At 67.1% G+C, this 18,053-nt stretch carries 18 protein-coding genes; 6 read left to right on the top strand and 12 right to left on the bottom strand.

Annotated features, from left to right (window positions below; genetic code table 11):
* Positions 1–26: 26 nt before the first annotated feature.
* Both VIM12_RS20725 and VIM12_RS20720 read right to left on the bottom strand, forming a co-directional pair.
* Positions 27–2,351, bottom strand: coding sequence for a DUF1631 family protein (locus VIM12_RS20725; protein WP_331944324.1), 2,325 nt, complete (start codon positions 2,349–2,351; stop codon positions 27–29).
* Positions 2,352–2,480: 129 nt separating this feature from the next.
* Positions 2,481–3,197, bottom strand: a complete 717-nt coding sequence (locus tag VIM12_RS20720; protein ID WP_331944322.1) for a pseudouridine synthase — start codon at positions 3,195–3,197, stop codon at positions 2,481–2,483.
* Positions 3,198–3,309: 112 nt separating this feature from the next.
* Here VIM12_RS20720 and VIM12_RS20715 point away from each other — a divergent pair, with 112 nt between their 5' ends.
* From VIM12_RS20715 to fnr, 6 genes are all read left to right on the top strand, one after another.
* Positions 3,310–3,798, top strand: coding sequence for a hypothetical protein (locus VIM12_RS20715; RefSeq protein ID WP_331944320.1), 489 nt, complete (start codon positions 3,310–3,312; stop codon positions 3,796–3,798).
* Positions 3,795–5,132, top strand: coding sequence for a GAF domain-containing protein (locus VIM12_RS20710; RefSeq protein WP_331944318.1), 1,338 nt, complete (start codon positions 3,795–3,797; stop codon positions 5,130–5,132). Before VIM12_RS20715 ends, VIM12_RS20710 begins: the two co-directional genes overlap by 4 nt.
* A 132-nt stretch (positions 5,133–5,264) precedes the next feature.
* Positions 5,265–6,227 carry a thiamine pyrophosphate-dependent dehydrogenase E1 component subunit alpha gene (locus tag VIM12_RS20705; RefSeq protein ID WP_331944316.1) on the top strand — a complete coding sequence of 321 codons (963 nt, stop codon included), beginning with the start codon at positions 5,265–5,267 and terminating at the stop codon, positions 6,225–6,227.
* Positions 6,228–6,237: 10 nt separating this feature from the next.
* The gene (locus VIM12_RS20700) at positions 6,238–7,233 is read left to right on the top strand and encodes a pyruvate dehydrogenase complex E1 component subunit beta (RefSeq protein WP_331944314.1); all 996 of its coding nucleotides are present in this window, start codon (positions 6,238–6,240) and stop codon (positions 7,231–7,233) included.
* A 16-nt stretch (positions 7,234–7,249) separates the two neighbouring features.
* Complete coding sequence (locus VIM12_RS20695; protein ID WP_331944312.1) at positions 7,250–7,657, top strand: hypothetical protein; 408 nt, start codon at positions 7,250–7,252, stop codon at positions 7,655–7,657.
* A gap of 134 nt (positions 7,658–7,791) precedes the next feature.
* Complete coding sequence (gene fnr / locus VIM12_RS20690; RefSeq protein ID WP_331944310.1) at positions 7,792–8,586, top strand: fumarate/nitrate reduction transcriptional regulator Fnr; 795 nt, start codon at positions 7,792–7,794, stop codon at positions 8,584–8,586.
* Positions 8,587–8,614: 28 nt separating this feature from the next.
* Here the strand turns inward: fnr and VIM12_RS20685 are convergent, their stop codons facing one another.
* From VIM12_RS20685 to VIM12_RS20640, 10 genes are all read right to left on the bottom strand, one after another.
* Entirely contained in the window at positions 8,615–8,854 is a 240-nt protein-coding gene (locus VIM12_RS20685; protein ID WP_331944308.1) for a hypothetical protein, read from the bottom strand.
* A 190-nt stretch (positions 8,855–9,044) separates the two neighbouring features.
* Positions 9,045–9,611: a FixH family protein gene (locus tag VIM12_RS20680; RefSeq protein WP_331944306.1), complete on the bottom strand. Its 567-nt coding sequence runs from the start codon at positions 9,609–9,611 to the stop codon at positions 9,045–9,047.
* A 14-nt stretch (positions 9,612–9,625) separates the two neighbouring features.
* Positions 9,626–11,026 (bottom strand): cytochrome c oxidase accessory protein CcoG, encoded by a 1,401-nt coding sequence (gene ccoG / locus VIM12_RS20675; protein WP_331944304.1) that lies wholly within the window; start codon positions 11,024–11,026, stop codon positions 9,626–9,628.
* Between the two features lie 61 nt (positions 11,027–11,087).
* Positions 11,088–12,023: a cytochrome-c oxidase, cbb3-type subunit III gene (gene ccoP / locus VIM12_RS20670; protein WP_331944302.1), complete on the bottom strand. Its 936-nt coding sequence runs from the start codon at positions 12,021–12,023 to the stop codon at positions 11,088–11,090.
* Complete coding sequence (locus VIM12_RS20665) at positions 12,016–12,198, bottom strand: cbb3-type cytochrome oxidase subunit 3 (protein WP_331944300.1); 183 nt, start codon at positions 12,196–12,198, stop codon at positions 12,016–12,018. The genes ccoP and VIM12_RS20665 overlap by 8 nt, the downstream gene beginning before the upstream one ends.
* A gap of 2 nt (positions 12,199–12,200) precedes the next feature.
* A complete protein-coding gene (gene ccoO / locus VIM12_RS20660; protein WP_331944298.1) occupies positions 12,201–12,818 on the bottom strand; it encodes a cytochrome-c oxidase, cbb3-type subunit II in 618 nt (205 codons plus the stop codon).
* Positions 12,819–12,842: 24 nt separating this feature from the next.
* Positions 12,843–14,270, bottom strand: a complete 1,428-nt coding sequence (ccoN, locus tag VIM12_RS20655) for a cytochrome-c oxidase, cbb3-type subunit I (protein WP_331944296.1) — start codon at positions 14,268–14,270, stop codon at positions 12,843–12,845.
* Between the two features lie 293 nt (positions 14,271–14,563).
* The gene (gene ccoS, locus VIM12_RS20650) at positions 14,564–14,743 is read right to left on the bottom strand and encodes a cbb3-type cytochrome oxidase assembly protein CcoS (protein ID WP_331944294.1); all 180 of its coding nucleotides are present in this window, start codon (positions 14,741–14,743) and stop codon (positions 14,564–14,566) included.
* A gap of 10 nt (positions 14,744–14,753) precedes the next feature.
* A complete protein-coding gene (locus VIM12_RS20645) occupies positions 14,754–17,255 on the bottom strand; it encodes a heavy metal translocating P-type ATPase (RefSeq protein WP_331944293.1) in 2,502 nt (833 codons plus the stop codon).
* Entirely contained in the window at positions 17,255–18,037 is a 783-nt protein-coding gene (locus VIM12_RS20640; RefSeq protein WP_331944291.1) for a sulfite exporter TauE/SafE family protein, read from the bottom strand. The genes VIM12_RS20645 and VIM12_RS20640 overlap by 1 nt, the downstream gene beginning before the upstream one ends.
* Between the last annotated feature and the right edge of the window lie 16 nt (positions 18,038–18,053).

The following is an 18,053-nucleotide window of genomic DNA, read 5'->3' as shown; positions in this document are numbered from 1 at the left end:
CCGCGCCGCCGGTACGGCGGGCGGCGTCAGGCGGGCTGCGACTGCAGCCTGCCGGCGCCGAACAGCAGGGACTCCACCGCCCTCTCGAACACCGGCGCGTACTCCACCGGCATCAACGCCTCTTCGCGCAACGCTTCCAGCAGCGAAGCATAGGTATAGACCGCGAGGCCGTCCTTGCCCTCCTTGCGAAACAGGTAGAGCGAGCGGTGGGTGCTGATCCATACCAGCTTCCCCGGTTGCGGCTCCGCTCCCGCGGCCGCAAAGGCAACGCGCGTACCGAGCAGGTAAGTCTGTGCGAGGAACTCGCGGTCGGCCTGGCTGGCGCTAACCGCGCTGATGCCCAGGTGCAGCTCGGCGGGAATGCCGCGGCCGGCGAACACCTCCTCGATCAGGGCGCTGCGCGGCTGGGGCGGTTCCGGCTGTTCCCAGGACACCCGTTCCCAGCTCACCACCACCCGCGCGAACTCCTGGCGCAACTCGTCGAGCGACTTCTGCTGGCGTATCTCGCCCTTCGGATTGCCGCGCAATACCTGGGTGTGCATGTCGACCAGCAGGTCGAGCATCGCCTGGGTTTCCGCCTCTTCGGCCTGAATCAGGGCGAGGCCGCCGCGCAGGCGCTTGACCAGGCCGGGCAGCAGCCGGATGAGTGTGTTGCGTTCCAAAGGGTTCTGTTTCTCCTGCACGCTCCAGAGCAGCTCCGGCAGCAGGTCGTGATACTGGCGGTACAGGCTGTCGGGCTGGTCGCCTGCACGTCCTGCCTCGACATCCTGCCAGCAGGCATGCACCAGCACATGCGGCCATGCCTGGATGATGAAATCGGAAATCCGCTTGTCGACGTTGAGCGGCAGCAGCACGTCGCACAGCATGCCGGTCGTGCGCGTCAGCAGGATGCTGAACTTCTCGGCTGCCTCGACCGCCTCGGTGGCGCGCAGCGCCAGGCCATCGTCCTGCTTGAGATGGCCCGCCAGGAAATCCTCGAAGTCCTGCACACAATGGGCGAACACCTCGCTGTCGGCATCGAAATCGCTGAGCACCCGCTGCACCACCTTGCCGATCTCGCCGGCCAGCGCCTGCGCGCCCTCGTCCTGTTCGTTGCAATCCAGCGCCGCCGAGCTCAGGCGGTTGAGCAGCCGGCGCGCGGGATGTCCCTCGTTGTGCAGCAGGTCCGGCTCAAGTACGGCGGCCTTCAGCAGCGGAATCTGCAGACGTCCGATGGACTGGCGCAGCGCAGCGGGAATCTTCTCGTCCTCGGTGATGAATTCGAACAGCATGGATACGACATCCACCGTCATTCGCTCCATGACGGATGCCTTGTCGAGGCTGAGTTTCTCGCGTACGGCCGCAAGATCGGCGCTTGCCGTGCCCTCGCCTGATCCGCCGTCCGCGCTCAGCTTCTGGTAGCGGCCGAGTTCGGCGACGAGGAGATTGACCGGCTCCGGTGGCGGCGCCGCGCGCCCGAGGCCGGACAGGCCCTGCATTGCCCGTGGCGCGCTGAACATGCGCCGGATGAATTCCTGGATGTCGGCCGGCTGTCCCGGCGGGGCGCCGGCAGGCGCGGCGCCGAAGGAGACGGCGCCCTGCGAGGCCTGGAGCGTCTCCACCATTCGTTGCAGGCCGGGGACCAGGCGGGCCATCGCCGCCTCTGCGCCGGCGAATCCGGAAGCGCCGGCGCTGCCGTAGTGGCGTGCATTGTGCGCGTGGCGGGAACGCTGCGTGACGTACTTTCCCTGCACGCCGAAGGAGCCGAAGGTCTCCCGCACGGACTGGTAGAAGCCGGGCAGGTGCTGGACCAGCGCATTCGACAGGAAATCGAACAGCAGCCTTGCCCTCGCCTCGTCGCCGGCGGACTCCTTGATCGCCTCGTAGACCGCGCGTGCCAGCAGATACGGACGGAACGGATTCTCCCGTTCGCGCGCTTCGGTCTGTCCGTGCAGTTGCGCAACGATGACATTGAGCCGGCCGATGGTTTCCTCGTTGGCTTCGCGCATCCGCTCCGCGAGCCTGCCGACCTCGATCTGGTGATTGACGACCTCGTCATCGATCAGGGAAAGCTCATCCGCGCTCACCTTGCGCATGCCGGGGCGCATGTCGACGTACATGGTCTGGAATGCGCGGTCGAGGTAGCTGCGGTAGAGCCCGTCCGCGCGGCGCAGGAAGCCGGCGCTGTCCTGCCGCAGGAAATGCCGGACCGCCGTCAGCGCGGACCGCTCCGTACCCGACCGCGCCTCCCCCTGTTGTTCTCCGACCGCGCGCTCCGCGTCCTGTATCGCGCGTTGGACGACGGCAAGGAAGCCGAACAGTGCACGGTCTTTCGCCGACTGGATGAGGCGCTTGTATTCGGTGTCTGCCATGGTGATGCGCGGTTCAGGAGAGGTGGCCTATATAGTATGCGGAAACGCACAGGCTGTTACAGTTTTAGTCCGGGAAACAACATTGCCTTGAGGCAAGTCATGCCCGTCCCTCTCGTTCCCCTTCCGGCATCAGGCATTGCCGAGCAATGCGAGGTGTTCCTGCTCCAGGTAGCACCACTCGCCCTCTTCCAGTCCCAGGGCCGCCAGTTCAAGGCCGCCGATGGCGACACGGCGGAGCGCGTCGCAATGATTGCCTGCCGCCGCCAGCATGCGCTTGACCTGGTGGTACTTGCCCTGCTCGAGCACGATCTCGACCTGGCGCTCGTCGCGGCGCAAGCAGGACAGCGCGTGCAGCGGCGCCGGCTCGTCATGCAGCTGCACGCCGGCGAGGAGCTGGGCGACCAGCTCGTCCGTGACCGGCGCATGGGTCGTCGCCAGGTAGCGTTTCGGCACGTGTCGCCGCGGCGAGGACTGTGCGTGGATGAAGGCGCCGTCGTCGGAGAGCAGGAGCAGGCCGGTGGTGTCGTGGTCCAGCCGCCCCACCGGCTGCACGTCGCGCCAGGCGAACTGCTCGGGGAGCAGCGTCAGCACGCCGGGATGGTGGCTGGGCTTGCGCGAGCACTCATAGTTGGCCGGCTTGTTGAGCGCGACGTACACGCGCTCCCGGTACGCCCATTCCTCGCCGAACACGGTCAGTTTCAAACCGTTGGTATCCGGGGTTTTGCGATAATCGGTCACCGCTTCGCCGTTGACCGCGACTTCCCCGTCCTCGATCAGTTCGCGGCACCACTTGCGGCTGCCGAATCCCTGCGACTGCAGGATCCGGTCCAGTGTCAGTTTTCCCATGGGCGGCACTCTACCAGAACCCCGGCAGGCGTCACGGGGGGCGCGCGTACCGGACCGAAAAATTCCCGGTTATCATTCCGGCCATGTACCAGCCACCGCGCCTGCCCGCCCGATGATGACCGACCCGCCCCTGATCGACGATCCGCATGCCGCTTTCCTGCAGGACGGCGTCTCCATGTCGATCGGCGGCTGCGGCCCCGGCGCGGCGCCGACCCTGGCGCGGGGTGTCGGCTGCCGTGTGGCGCCCGACCGCCGGCAGGTGACGGTATTCGTATCGGCGGCGCAGGCGGCGCCGCTGCTCGCGTGCATCCGGGCCAACGGCATGATCGCAGCCGTGTTCAGCCAGCCGTCCACGCACCGCACCGTGCAGATCAAGGGGCGTGACGCGCGGCTCGTCCCGCTTGCGGAAGGCGACCAGGCGCTGCTCGAACGTTACCGGAAGGCGTTTGCCGCCGACCTCGCCCCGCTGGGCTTTCAGGAAGTCCAGGTGCAGGCTCTGGTTACCTGCGCCGATGTGGTCGCGGTCGCCTTCACGCCGGCGGAAGCCTATGTGCAGACGCCGGGTCCCAACGCCGGCGAACGCCTGGGGAATGCGCGGTGACGACCAGTCTCGACGCGATCCGCGAATGCCTGGAGGGCGTGATTCCCGGCACGATGGCGACGGCGTCGGCAGACGGCCTGCCGAATGTCGCCTACCTGACCCAGGTGCACTTCGTCGACAGCCGCCACGTCGCCCTTTCCTGGCAGTTCTTCAACAAGACACGCCAGAACATCATGGTCAATCCGCATGCGGCGCTGGTCGTGACCAACCCGTCGACCATGCAGCAGTACCGGTTGCGCCTGGAATACCTGCATACCGAGACCTCCGGGCCGCTGTTCGAAAGCATGAAGGCACGGCTTGCCGGCATCGCATCCCATACCGGCATGAGCGGCGTGTTCCGCCTCCTCGGCGCCGATATCTTCCGCGTGCACGAGGTGCAGGCGCTGCCGGGCACCACCCTTCCCGCGCCGCCGTCCGTCCGCAACCTGCTGGCGGCGCTGCGCGCCAGCAGCGCCCGCCTGGCCGCCTGCACCGACCTGGAGAAGCTGCTGGCCGAGACGCTTGCCTGCCTCGACGGCGAATTCGGCATCCGGCACGCCATGCTGCTCATGGCCGATGAGGCGGCGAAACGGCTCTACACCGTTGCCAGCCGGGGCTACGAGGAATCCGGGGTGGGATCGGAGATCCCTTTCGGCCAGGGCGTCATCGGCGTCGCGGCCCGCGAGCGCGCGCCGATCCGCATCGGCCACATGAACGCCGAGTACGGGTACAGCCGCGCGATCCGGCAGAGCGCCGCCCACAGCGGCTGGGCCGACGCACTGGAGACGGAGATTCCGCTGCCCGGCCTGCCGGAATCGCGCAGCCAGCTGGCGGTGCCGGTCCTGGCCGCGCAACGGCTGCTCGCCGTGCTCTACGTCGAAAGCCCGCAGGACCTCCGCTTCAGCTATGACCACGAGGATGCGCTGGTCAGCCTCGCCGCCCAGCTCGGCATGGCAATACAGTTGCTGCAGAGCGCCGCGGACTGCGGCGAAGACGCGCCGGCACCGCCCGGGCTGCCTGCGCGGCCGGACGGGGCGCCCCTGGCCGTCCGGCATTTCGCCGAAAACGATTCGGTGTTCCTGGGCGACGACTACCTGATCAAGGGCGTCGCGGGTTCCATCCTGTGGACCCTGCTGCAGGACTACGTCTCGCGGCAGCGGGTCGAGTTCAGCAACAGGGAGTTGCGACTCGACCCGCGCATCCGTCTTCCCTCTGTCAGCGACAACCTCGAGGCCCGCCTCGTCCTGCTGAGCCGACGGTTGGTCGAGCGCGACGCGCCGCTCCGGATCGAGAAGACCGGCCGCGGGCGTTTCCGCCTGCACGTCGCCCGCCCGGTGCGCCTGGCCGCGGACTGATTTCTTAAAACTTCATTCAACAATCCTTAAAAAATCCTTAAGCCCGCGCCGGCGGCGCATTTGCGCGCCCTCGGCGCGGTATTCTTCGCACCTGCGCCGAATTCGCGGCAGAAGACAGGTATAAGGATGAAGATGACGGCAATAAACAGCGAAACCGACCCGGTATCGATGCTCGAGTGCATGATGCTGATCCGCGCATACGAAGAACAGATGGCCGCGCTGCAGGCTGCCGGCAGCGCAGCCGGCACCTGCACTTCGGTCGGCCAGGAAGCGTCGGCTGTCGGCGTGGTCCGCGCGCTGGGCAACGCCGATCGCATCCTCACAAACCATCGCAGCGCCGGCCACCTGCTCGCGCGCGGCGCGGATCCGGGCAGGCTGATGGCCGAGGTCATGGGACGCAGCGACGGCTATTGCAAGGGCAAGAGCGGTTCGCTGCACATTTCGGCGCGCGAACTCGGCGTGGTCCTGACTTCAACCATCGTTGGCGGCGAGCTTGCGCTGGCCACCGGCGTCGCGCTGTCGATGCAGATGCTCGGCGAAGACGGCATCGTGGCCTGCTTCTTCGGCGATGGCGCCGCCTGCGAGGGCATTTTTCACGAGTCGCTCAATCTCGCGAGCGTCTGGCGCCTTCCGGTCCTTTATGTCTGCGAGAACAACCAGTGGCAGGCCTTCGTGCATCGCAAGGAAACGATGGCGGGCGACCATGTCAGCGAATGGGCCAGGGGCTACGGCATCGCCGCAAGGACGGTCGACGGCAACGATGCCGAAGCGGTGCGCATCGCGGCCAGCGAGGCGGTCGCCACCATCCGGCGCACGGGCGAGCCGTTCCTGCTCGAGACCTATACCTACCGGCTGCGCGGCCATTTCGAACCGGACGACCAGTCCTATGTGGATCGCGACGAACTTGCCGCATGGCGGCTGCGCGACCCGCTGGCGACGCTGCGCCGCCGCCTGATCGCCAACGGCGGCGTCGATGCCCGGGAGCTCGACCGCATGGAGCACAGGGTGAAGGAGACGATCGCGTCGGCCCTCGCCTTCGCCCAGGCGTCGCCCTACCCGGCGCTGTCCGAGCTGACCACCGATGTCTATGCATGAGGAGCCGGAGATGTCCCGGATGACAGTCAATGAAGCGATCGGCCAGGCGCTGGCCGAGGAGATGCGGCGCGATCCGCGTGTGGTGATGTTCGGCGAAGGCGTCGCCACCAAGCGCCGCGAGCTGGTCGATGAATTCGGCACGCGCCGCGTGCGCAATACCCCGCTCGCGGAGGGCATCATCGCCGGCACCGCGACCGGGGCCGCGGCGACCGGATTGCGGCCGGTGATCGACCTGCTGTTCGCGCCCTTCCTCTGCTTTGCCATGGACGAGATCGTGAACAGCGCCGGCAAGCTGCGCTACATGTCCGGCGGCCAGTTCTCCTTTCCGATGGTGGTGATTGCGATGACGGGCGGTGGCTGGGGCGTGGGCGCGCAGCACAACCACAACCTGGAGGCCTGGTTCGTCCACAGTCCGGGGCTGAAGGTGGTGATGCCGTCGACGGCGGCCGACTTCAAGTCCTTGCTCAAGGCGGCGATCCGCGATGACAACCCAGTGCTGTTCTTTGTCGACATGGCGCTCGGCGATACCGCGGGCGACGTCCCGGCGCCCGGGCAGGTGGCGCAGCTCGGCAAGGCCGCCGTGCGCCGCGAGGGCGACGACGTCACGATCATCTCGTACGCCAAGACCGTCGCCGCATCCCTCCAGGCCGCGGATGCGCTCGCGGCGCAGGGCGTGGAAGCCGAGGTGATCGACCTGCGCTCGCTCAAGCCGCTCGACGAGCAGGCCATCCTGCACTCCGTGCGCAAAACCGGCCGCCTGCTGATCGTGCACGAGGCCAGCCGCATGTGCGGCGTCGGTGCCGAGATCAGCGCGATCGTCGCCGAACATGCATTCGATGCGCTCAAGGCGCCGGTTCTCCGGCTGACGGGACCGGACGCCCCCGCCCCGTCCAGCCATGTCCTTGAACAGGCCTTCATTCCGCAGGCCGACGCCATTGCGGCAGCCGCCCTGCGCCTTACCGGCCATCCGGCCACTTCATCCAACCCGGCAGCAGTGGCTGCCTGAACCCGGGAGAATTCTCATGCAAACCCTGTCCCCCTCCGTCCCGACCCTGTCTGCGCGCGGCGTCCTCTGGCTCCGGCTCGCGGTGCTGTACCTGATCGTCGGCGTCGGCCTCGGCATCGTCATGGGCGCCAGCCAGAACTTCACGCTGCGACCGGTGCACACCCACGTCAACCTGCTCGGCTGGGCGACCATGGCGCTGGCCGGCGTGATCTACAGCGTATTCCCGCAGGCCGGTAACAGCAGGCTCGGACGGGCGCATTTCTGGCTGGCCAACCTGTCGCTGCCGGCCATGCTCGTCGGGCTCGGGCTGGTGGTGTCAGGACAGCGCCAGTTTACGCCCCTGCTGGCGGTGGCCGAGACCGTCGCCGCGATTGGCATACTGGTGTTCGCGGCGAACCTGTTCCTGAACCTCAAGGCGGACTGAGCGCGCGGCCCCGGAGGGCGCGTCGACGCCGCGCGCGGGCGCCTGGTATGCCTCTTGCATTGACCCCTTCAAGCCTGGCCGGTTTTCACCATCCGGCCGGGCATGGCCCCGATGACAAGAAAGCGCATACCCGAATGACACAGTACACAGCCGCCGCCTCCGACCTGACCTCCGCACAGCCCGCGCCGGCCTCCCTCTCCAAGCCGGCCGCGGAGCAGGATGCGAGCTCGCGCTGCGGCTCCTGCAGCATGCACCAGCTCTGCCTGCCAACGGGCCTCGGCGAAGCCGACATGGCCAGGCTCGACCGCATCATCGGTCGCCGGCGCAAGGTGGCGCGCGACAGTCACCTGTACCGGGTGGGCGACCCCTTTACCAACCTGTATGCGATCCGCCTCGGGCACTTCAAGACGATGCAGATCCACCCGAACGGCGACCAGCAGGTGACCGGTTTCCAGATGGCTGGCGAACTGCTGGGCATGGATGCGATCAGCACCGAGCGCCACCAGTGCAACGCGGTGGCGCTGGAGGACAGCGAGGTGTGCGAGATCCCGTTCTCGCGCCTGGAAGGTCTGTTTGTCGAAATGCCGGCGTTGCTTCATCACTTTCACCGGATGATGAGCCAGGAGATTACCCGCGAGCAGGGAGTAATGCTGTTGCTGGGGAATATGCGCGCCGAACAGCGCTTCGCCGCCTTCCTGACCAACCTGTCGTCGCGCTACTCGGCGCGCGGCTATTCGCCGGCGGCATTCCAGCTGCGGATGACGCGTGAGGAAATCGGCAACTATCTCGGACTCACGATCGAAAGCATCAGCCGCCTGCTTTCCAAGTTCAAGAAGCAGGGCTGGATCAAGGTCAACAACCGGGAACTGGAACTGCTGGATCAGCCGACCCTGAAGGCGGTCGCCGCCGGCACCCGCAGCTGCGGCTGAGGCTGCTGTTGGAGCCGATAAGCCCGCCTCAGAACGGGATGCGACGGTCGTCGGGCACGGTGCCCATATACCAGGTCAGCATGCTGGCAAGCGCACAGAATACCCAGAAGCAGAAGAAGCCGACGGTGTAGATCGCCAGCGGCGGCAACGCGACATGGGCGGTGCCGAACACGAGCTCGTGCGGGTCGAAGATCGAGAAGAAGAAGCCTTCCGCCACGATCGCCACCAGGAACGACGGCCACAAGACCACCATCATCAAACGCGCCATCGCGCCCCCCTCCTTTGTATTGCTCCAAGTGGCTTGCCAGTCCGGCAAGCCCGTTCCCGAATGCGGCCGGCATTCCCGATTCCGGGAAACGGATTCGCGAAATCGGGAAACGCCGCGGCATCCGGCGGCATCCTGCCGAGGCCGCCGCACGCGCTCCTGACGGCCGCCGCCACATCCGCGCCCTTCATGGTCACTGCCCGGGCGCCGTGTCGAGGCGGATCGTCCGGTCCTGCGGCCATTGCCAGGCACCGGCGAGACGCCATTCGCGGTCGTCCGGTTCGACGATCACCTGCCATTTCGCAATGTCGAGCATCGGGAGCGACGCCGAGAACATGCCGTTGGCGTCGGCCCGGACCGGCAGCCTGATGTCCTTGCCGGGCTGCGTCGAATGGACCAGCTGCAGCACGAAGGTGCCGGACAGCGGCCGGGTTCCGCTGCGCAGTTCGCCGCCGAGGCGACCGTTCGAGGCGTCATAGTGCAGGCTGGCGGAGAGGCCGAGGCTAGCTGCGGCGCGATCGCGCCGCAAGTCCTGGTTGATCGCCTTGCCCTGCTTGTAGTAGTCGTCGACCACCAGTGCGTCCTGGTGCGAGAAGGCGAGGAAGGTCGTGTGGATGCCGGCGGCCACGACTGCGGCCGGCCCCAGCATCAGCAGCCAGGGCCAGCGGTGCGCATACCACGGGGCGGGCGCCGTCCGCGGCCCACGGGGCGTCTGCGATGCTGCATGCGATGGCGCAAGCGCCTGTGTGTTGTTCTGCATGTGGTTCTCCATGTTCAGCGCGGTACGATGAATACCGCTTTCTCCGTGACCGCCAGGTCGTCCTCGTCGAGCGCCCTCACCGTGAAGGTGATCTTGTTCGAGCCCTTCTCCCCCTTGCCGTGGTCGATTCGCACCCGCACCGGCACCGCGCGCGATGCGGTGGCCGGCAACGCCACCTGGTCCCCCGACGCCATCGCGATGCTGTCGACGCCATTGACGCTGATCCGGTACCGGTGCGGCCGTTCGTCGGTGTTCATGATCTGCAGGCGGTAGACGTTCTCGATCATCCCGTCCTCCACCTCGCGGCCCATGGAGCCGCGGTCCCGGATCACGTCCACTTTCAGGTTGGTCCGGGTGGCAAGCGATCCGAGCACGCCGGCCACGATCGCGAGCAGGATCATGCCGTAGACCAGCACGCGGGGCCGCAGCGCCCGCCTGCGCATCTGCGACGGCGTCAGCTTGTTGCGCATCGCGTTTTCTGTCGCGTAGCGCACCAGGCCGCGGGGGGAACCGATCTTGTCCATTACCGAATCGCAGGCGTCGATGCAGGCGGCGCAGCCGATGCAGTCGTACTGCAGGCCGTCGCGGATGTCGATGCCCGTCGGGCAGACCTGCACGCACATGCGGCAGTCGATGCAGTCGCCAAGCTTGTCCGCCGAGGCCGCCGCATCCTTCCGGCGCGCGCCGCGCGGGTCGCCGCGGTCCTTGTCGTAGGTGACGGTCAGCGTGTCTCTGTCGAACATCGCGCTCTGGAAACGCGCGTACGGACACATGTACTTGCACACCTGCTCGCGCATCCAGCCGGCGTTGCCGTAGGTGGCAAAGCCGTAGAACAGGACCCAGAACCATTCCCACGGGCCGAGCGAGAACGACAGCGCGGCCGACCCCAGGGCGTCGACCGGCGTGAAGTAGCCGACGAAAGTGAAACCCGTCCACAGTGCGACCAGCAGCCACGCGAGGTGCTTGCACGACTTCCGTGCCAGCTTGTCCGCGCCCCACGGCTGGCGGTCAAGGCGCATGCGCGCGCTGCGGTCCCCTTCGATCCTGCGCTCGATCCACATGAAGATCTCGGTATACACCGTTTGCGGACAGGCGTAGCCGCACCAGAGGCGGCCCGCGATGGCGGTGAACAGGAACAGCGCATACGCGCAGATGATCAGCAACAACGCCAGGTAGATGAAATCCTGCGGCCACAGCACGAGGCCGAAGATGTAGAACTTGCGGGCAGCGAGATCGAACAGGACCGCCTGCCGCCCGTTCCAGGAAAGCCAGGGCAGGCCGTAGAAGACCAGCTGCGTGAGCCAGACGCAGAGCCAGCGCCAGTTGGCAAACCAGCCCCTGGATTCACGCGGGTAGATCTCCGCGCGCGCCTCGTACATCCGTATGACCGATACCTTTGGTGCCGGTTGGTTCATGTCGACTTTACTCTCAAGACGGCGGGACGCGGGACGGCCGCCCCCGCCAGGTTGCTGCATGTCAGTGCGGTACGCCGCCCTGCTGGCGACTGTCGTTGGACAGGCTCCATACGTAGGCCGCAAGCAGGTGGACCTTGGCCTCGCCGAGGAACTCATGGAACGCCGGCATGGTGCTGTTGCGGCCCTTGCGCACGGTCTCCATCACGGTCTCCGCGCTGCCGCCGTACAGCCAGATCTTGTCGCTCAGGTTGGGCGCGCCGAGCGCGGGGTTGCCCTGTCCAGCCGCACCATGGCACGCGGCACACGCGGCGAACTTCGACTTGCCGAAAGCGACCTTGAGCGGATCCGCGGTGGCCCCGGACAGGCTCAGCACGTAGTGCGCGACGTTCTCGACGTCCTTGTCGGAGCCGAGCGCGGCCGCCATCGACGGCATCACGCCGTTGCGCCCGTTCATGATGGAGGCCTTGATTGCTTCGGGCGCGCCGCCGTAGAGCCAGTCATGGTCGGTGAGGTTGGGATAACCCTTGTTGCCGCGGGCGTCGGAGCCGTGGCACTGCGCGCAGTAGGTCAGGAACAGGCGCTCGCCCACGGCCCGCGCCTGCGGGTCCGCTGCGACGGCCGCCAGATCCTGCGACTGATACCTGGCGAAGATCGGGCCGAAGTCTGCATCCGCCTTCTTCAGTTCGGACTGGTACTCGCCCGCCGACTCCCATCCGAGCTTGCCCTTGTAGGCGCCCAGTCCGGGGTACAGGACCAGGTACACGACCCCGAATACGATGGTGATGTAGAACAGCCACATCCACCAACGCGGCATTGGATTGTTCAGCTCCGTCAGTCCCTCGTCCCACGCGTGCCCGGTGGTCTCCGCGCCTTGCCCGGCCTCGATCACGATCTTCGCCTTGGATTGCTGCCACAGCAGCAGCGCACAGCCGGCGATGCCGATCACCGTCAGCACGGCGACATAGATGCTCCAGAATCCGCTAGTGAAATCAGCCATGATGTTCGTCCGCCTCCCGCCTTTCCATGTCGTCCGCGAACGGCAACCGCGCAGCCGCCTCGAATGCCGCGCCGCGGCGCCCGCTGTAGGCCCACAGCACGATGCCGATGAAGCTCAGGAAACTCAGCACCGTCACCACTGTGCGCGCGTCCAGGATGAAATGTTCGATGTCCATGCTTACCTCTTTGCCTTGATCTGTATGCCCATGCCCTGCAGGTAGGCAACCAGTGCGTCCTGCTCGGTCTTGCCGGCCACTTCCTTTGCGGCGTTGGCAATGTCTTCGTCGGTGTACGGATGGCCAAGCTTGCGCAGCGCCGCCATCTTCGGACCGACCGACGCCGGGTCCACCTTGGCGGACGCCAGCCACGGATACCCGGGCATGTTCGATTCCGGCACCACGTCGCGCGGGTTGTTCAGGTGGGTGCGGTGCCACTCGTCGCTGTAGCGGCCGCCGACGCGCGCCAGGTCGGGACCGGTGCGCTTGGACCCCCACTGGAACGGATGGTCGTAGACGAACTCGCCGGCCACCGAGTAATGGCCGTAGCGCTCGGTCTCGGCCCGGAACGGCCGGATCATCTGCGAGTGGCAGTTGTAGCAGCCTTCGCGCACGTAGACGTCGCGGCCGGCAAGACGCAGGGCCGAGTACGGCTTGAGTCCCGCGACCGGTGCGGTGGTGGACTTCTGGAAGAACAGCGGCACGATCTCGACGAGGCCGCCGATGCTGATCACCAGGAGGACCAGGCCGATCAGCAGCCATGGATTCTTCTCGACCAGTTCGTGTGTAAAGTTTTTCATTGCAGTTCCTTGGTTGCGTCCAGGTCACGCATGGCCCGGCACGAGCGACGGGATGCGCGCGACCACGGCCTTGCTGTCACGCAGGGTCATGAACGTGTTGTAGGCCATCAGGCACATGCCGGCGAGATACAGCAGGCCGCCGCCGAAACGGATCACGTAGTACGGATAGGTCGCCTTCACGCTCTCGACGAAGGTGTAGGTCAGGGTGCCGTCCGCATTCACCGCGCGCCACATCAGGCCCTGCATGACGCCCGCGATCCACATTGCGGCGATGTACAGCACGATGCCGATGGTGGCCACCCAGAAGTGGGCGTCGATCAGCCGCACGCTCCACATCTGCTGCTTGCCTGACAGGCGCGGCAAGAGGTAGTAGAGCGAGCCCATGGTAATGAAGCCGACCCAGCCGAGCGCGCCGGCGTGGACGTGGCCGACGGTCCAGTCGGTGTAGTGCGACAGCGCGTTGACGGTCTTGATCGACATCATCGGTCCCTCGAACGTGGACATGCCGTAGAACGACAGCGAGACGATCAGGAACTTCAGGATCGGATCCGAGCGCAGCTTGTGCCAGGCGCCGGACATGGTCATGATCCCGTTGATCATGCCGCCCCAGGACGGCGCCAGGAGGATCAGCGAGAACACCATGCCGATCGACTGCGTCCAGTCGGGCAGCGCGGTGTAGTGCAGGTGGTGCGGGCCCGCCCACATGTAGGTGAAGATCAGTGCCCAGAAGTGCACGATCGACAGGCGGTAGGAGTAGACCGGACGCTCCGCCTGCTTCGGGATGAAGTAGTACATCATGCCGAGGAAGCCGGCAGTCAGGAAGAAACCGACGGCATTATGGCCGTACCACCACTGGATCATCGCGTCCTGCACGCCCGCGTAGGCCGAGTAGGACTTGGTTGCGCTGACGGGGATTGCCGCGCTGTTCACCACGTGCAGCAGCGCCACGGCCAGGATGAAGGCGCCGAAGAACCAGTTGGCGACATAGATGTGCGGCACCTTGCGTTTGACGATGGTGCCGAAGAACACCACGGCGTAGGAAACCCAGACCAGCGTAATCAGGATGTCGATCGGCCATTCCAGCTCCGCGTACTCCTTGCCGGAGGTATAACCCAGCGGGAGCGAGATCGCGGCCGCCACGATCACTGCCTGCCAGCCCCAGAAGGTAAAGGCGGCCAGCCGGTCGGACAGCAGCCGTACCTGGCAGGTGCGCTGGACCACGAAGTAGGAGGTCGCGAACAGCGCGCAGCCGCCGAATGCAAAGATCACCGCGTTGGTATGCAGCGGACGGAGCCGGCCGTAGCTGAGCCAGGCAATGTCGAAATTGAGAGCGGGCCAGGCAAGCTGCGCGGCGATGAAGACGCCGACCAGCATGCCGACCACGCCCCACACTACGGTCGCGACCGCGAACTGCTTCACGACCTTGTAGTTGTAGTTGAGTGCGGTATCCACGTGAGATCTCCGTGTTGATGGGGATGGACGCGAGGTTACGAGTCGCACCCCCGAAAAACCTTGACCTGAATCAAATTGCTCCGAGTCGCCCTTCTGCCCCTGAAAAGCGGGGGCAATGTGCCTAACAGATAGGCAAATGGCGAGTGCGAACGACCATGAAAAGTGGCGGGCTTGAGACACGGCGCGCAGGAAGGGGAACTGCCTGCGCGGCCGCAGACAGCGTGGAATGAACGGCAAGTACGCGGCTGCCGGCAGGCCGCAAGGAAGGGATCGGGACAGGCCGGCGCGACGGGTCAGTCAGGCGTCTTCCCGCCCTCCGCCACCACCTCGCCGCGGTCGTCATCCTGGAGTATCCGCATGCCCGGGCCCACCAGGTCGTCGAACTGTCCGCCGTCGGACGCCCGAAAGAAAATCCAGATCGTGAGGAACACGATCAGCACGCTGAGAGGAATGAGCAGGTAGAGTGATTCCATCGTATTTCCCTTATGCGCCCTGCCCTGCAACGGCGGCCGCGCCGCCCGGCTCCTCCGGCGCCGATGCCCTGTGCGACGCACGGGGCATGCGCTGCAGGCGGAGTGCATTGGCGACCACCACCTCGGAACTGAGCGACATGCCGATGCCCGACAGCCAGGGATTGAGCAGGCCGAACGCCGCCGCCGGAATGGCGACCAGGTTGTACAGGGTCGCCCATGCGAGGTTCTGCCGGATCACCGCCATCGCCTGCGTTGCCGCCCGCGCCGCGTCGGCAACCGGGCCCAGCCTGCTAGACAGCAGCACGGTGTCCGCATGCGACTGCGCCAGCGCCGCACCGCCGCCCATGGCAAATGAGACGTCGGCTGCGCGCAGCACGGCGGCATCGTTGATGCCGTCGCCGACCATCGCGACCACGGCGCCCTCCGCCTGCAGCTGCTGCACGTAGGCCAGCTTCTCGTGTGGAAGCCGGCCGCCCAGGGCCACCGGTATCCCCAGTTCGTCGGCGACGCGCCGGGCCGTGCCCTGCTGGTCGCCGCTGAGCAGGATCACCTGCTTGTTGCATGCCTTGAAATGCGCAACCACCTCGCGCGCGTCCGGGCGCACCGCGTCGGCCAGATCGAAGCGCGCCAGCCAGCAGCCCGGTGTGCCGAGCCATACGGAGGTCATGCCGTCGTCACCGCCGTCCGGGGGCGGTGTGGCGGCGATGTCGGCGACGAAGGACGGCGATCCGAGCCGGATGCTGCGTCCCGCATACACGCCTTCCAGACCCTGCCCGGCGACCTGTCGTACCTCGCACGCCGCCGCGGCCGGACCGGCGTCGCCGGCGGCTTCGCGCAGCGCCCGTGCCAGCGGATGGGCGCTGCCCGCCTCCAGTGCGCCTGCCGCCCGCAGGCACCAGTCCCGGCCCTCGTCGCCGAACAGCGCGACGTTGCGCAACACGGGGTGGCCGCTGGTCAGCGTCCCGGTCTTGTCGAATACGACATGTGTGGTGCGGTGGAGCGTCTCCAGCACGTGCGGCTGCACCACCAGCACCCCCTGCCGCAACAGCCTGTCGGTCGCCGCCGCGAGCGCGCTTGGCGTCGCCAGCGACAGCGCGCATGGACAGGACACCACCAGCACGGCGATGGCGATCGCCCACGCGCGCGCCGGGTCAATCCACTGCCAGCCGGCGAACACGACCGCCGCGAACAGCAGCAATGCAACGACGAACCAGGCGGCGACCTTGTCCGCCCACAGCGAGAGCTGCGGCTTGGCCTGTCCGGCCCGCTCGACCAGCTTCAGCAGGGCCGAAAGCGTGCTTTGCGTCGCCGGCCGCACGACGCGCGCGACGACCGCCTGCGAAATGTTGACCGCGCCGCCCGCCAGCATGTCGCCGCACGCGCGCGGCTGCGGCTGGCTTTCGCCGGTCAGCAGCGACAGATCGATCTCGGTTTCGCCCTCGACGATCGCGCAGTCGGCGGCGACCGCTTCGCCGGGCTTGACCAGCAGGATGTCGCCTTCGGCAAGTTGAGAGGCCGGCACGACCACGGCGCCGCGGTCGGCCGGATAGCCGGCCATGCGCACGGCGGAGGCCGGAAGCGCATGCTGCAGGCGCTCCAGCGCCGAGACGGCGCGCCGGCGCGCGAGCAGCTCCAGGTAGCGGGTGCACAACAGCAGGAAGACGAACATGGTCACCGAGTCGTAGTAGACCTCGCCGCTGCCGGACAGCGTGGCGAAGACGCTGCCGGCGAAGGCGGCAGCGATGCCGATCGCGACCGGCACGTCCATGCCGAGCACGCGGGCACGGAGGCCGGCCCAGGCGCCGCGGAAGAACGGCAGCGCCGAATAGCAGACCGCCGGCAGCGTCAGCAGCAGGCTGGCCCACTCCATCAGCGTTTCCATGTCGGCATCCATCGTGCCGTCGGTCGCCAGGTAGACGGGCACGGCATACATCATCACCTGCATCATCGAGAGGCCGGCGATGAAGACCCGGCGGAACAGCGTCTTTTCCTCCCGTCGCAATTGCGCACCGTGGCGCGCGGCGTCGAACGGATAGGCGGCATAGCCGACCTCGCGCAGCGCGATCAGGATGTCGCTCGGCTTGCAGAGCGACTGCGTCCAACGCACCTTGAGGCGCCCGGTCGCGACGTTCAGGTTCACCGCACGCACGCCGTCCACGCGCGCTACCCGCCGCTCGATCAGCCAGACGCAGGCGGCGCAGCGGATGCCCTCGATGGAAAACCCGACCTCGGCCTCGTCGGCGCCGGCCGCGCCCGGCCCGGCATACTGGGCCAGCACGTCGGCGGTGTCGTACAGCCGGAGCTCGGCCGGTACCGCGTCGATACCGCCTCCAGTGCCGGCATAGCCTTCGCGGTGCAGGTAGTAGTCGGACAAACCGTTGTCGACGATCGTCTGCGCGACGGCGGCGCAGCCCGGGCAGCACATTGCACGCGGGGTGCCGGCGATCGGCACCGTCCAGCGCGCATCCGCCGCCACCGGCAGCCCGCAGTGAAAACAGGTCTCGGGATGCATCAACGTGCTCCTTGCGCATGGACGGCTGGCGGTGTCAGGCACAAGGCGTCCAGCCAGCCATGGGAGATGCCGCCGGCGGCGCGCGACAGACCGAGCAGCCCGAAGCAGAGCACGAGCAGGCCGGCTGCCATGCGCAGTCCGCGCTTGCGGCTCCACGCCTGCAGGCGGCTGCCGAGCATGCCCATGGTCAGCAGCAGCGGGAGCGTGCCGGCGCCGAAGGCCAGCATCACCATTGCGCCGGAAGCCGCCGAACCGGTCATCATTGCGCTCAGCAGCACGCTGTACACCATGCCGCACGGCACCCAGCCCCACAGCCCGCCGAGCGCGAATGCCTTGCCCGGCCCGTCTACCGGCAACAGGCGCTTCATCAGGGGCTGCACCCGGCGCCAGAGCAGCTGTCCGGCACCTTCCAGCCGGGCAAGGCCGTTCCAGGCGTTCATCAGGTATAGCCCGAGCGCCACCAGCATGAGGTTGGCCAGCCAGTAGCCCCCGGCCTGCACCGGCGACAGGAAGGACAGCGTCCGCGCGCCCTGCGCGATACCGCCGGCGATCGCGCCCGCGACCGCGTAGCTGGCCAGCCGCCCCGCGTTGTAGGCGGCCACGCGCAGCAGGTCGTCCGCCACGGTGGCGCGCGGGAACGCCGCCGTTCCTGCGGACACCGGGATCACGCGCCTGCCGGAGGCCACCGAGAAAGCGCCCACGATGCCGCCGCACATGCCGACGCAATGCACGCCGCCGAGCAGGCCGATGATGAATACGGAAACTAGGTGAAGGTCGGTCAATGGAGGATCCGGTGGG

This window comes from Noviherbaspirillum sp. (assembly GCF_036563305.1).
Lineage (GTDB): Bacteria > Pseudomonadota > Gammaproteobacteria > Burkholderiales > Burkholderiaceae_D > Noviherbaspirillum.
Note: the sequence above shows the minus strand (reverse complement) of the source record. Positions and strands in the feature narration are given on the sequence as shown.